This window comes from Romboutsia sp. 13368 (assembly GCF_018336475.1).
Lineage (GTDB): Bacteria > Bacillota > Clostridia > Peptostreptococcales > Peptostreptococcaceae > Romboutsia.
This window is the reverse complement of the sequence record NZ_CP048741.1, coordinates 609,611-610,239: the sequence shown is the minus strand read 5'-3', so window position 1 is coordinate 610,239 and position 629 is coordinate 609,611. Positions and strand designations below refer to the sequence as shown.

The 629-nt window shown below is 30.2% G+C and carries 1 pseudogene; it reads left to right on the top strand.

Annotation, left to right across the window (positions count from 1 at the left end):
* Positions 1 to 8: 8 nt before the first annotated feature.
* A pseudogene (locus tag G3997_RS02530) lies at positions 9 to 629 on the top strand (nitrite/sulfite reductase); the annotation flags it as partial.

Sequence of the window (629 nt, the reverse complement as noted above, 5' to 3'; positions counted from 1 at the left end):
GGTGTAAAATGGATAATTTGAAAGAAATATTATTAAAGGAGATTCCAAATTTCAAAGAATTTTCTTTAAAATTTTTTAATGGCGAGATTCCTAAATTAGAATATAAAAGATTTTCAGGTGGATATGGTGTTTATGCTCAAAGAGACCAAAAGTCATTTATGATAAGACTTAGAGTGTCTTCTGGAGTTCTTACTCGTTCACAACTTCATACAATATATCATATGGCAAGTAAACATAATTTGAGCCATATACATTTAACAACAAGACAAGCAATACAATTACATGGACTAAATATTGATGATGTTTGTGATATCATGGAAGAAGGAATTAAAAATAGTATATTTACAAGAGGTGCTGGTGGCAACTACCCAAGAAATGTRGGYTTATCTCCTCTATCGGGTGTTGATCYTAACGAAGCTTTTGATGTTACTCCATATTCTGTTGCAACTGATAATCACTTCATAAGTAAAATTACAACTTATAAATTACCTAGAAAACTTAAGGTTTCTTATTCTAGTTCAGACAATGATTTAGCTCATTGTACAGTTCAAGATTTAGGATTTGTAGCAACTATAAAGGATAATAAACCTTATTTTAAAGTATTCTTAGGCGGTGGACTTGGAAAAAAT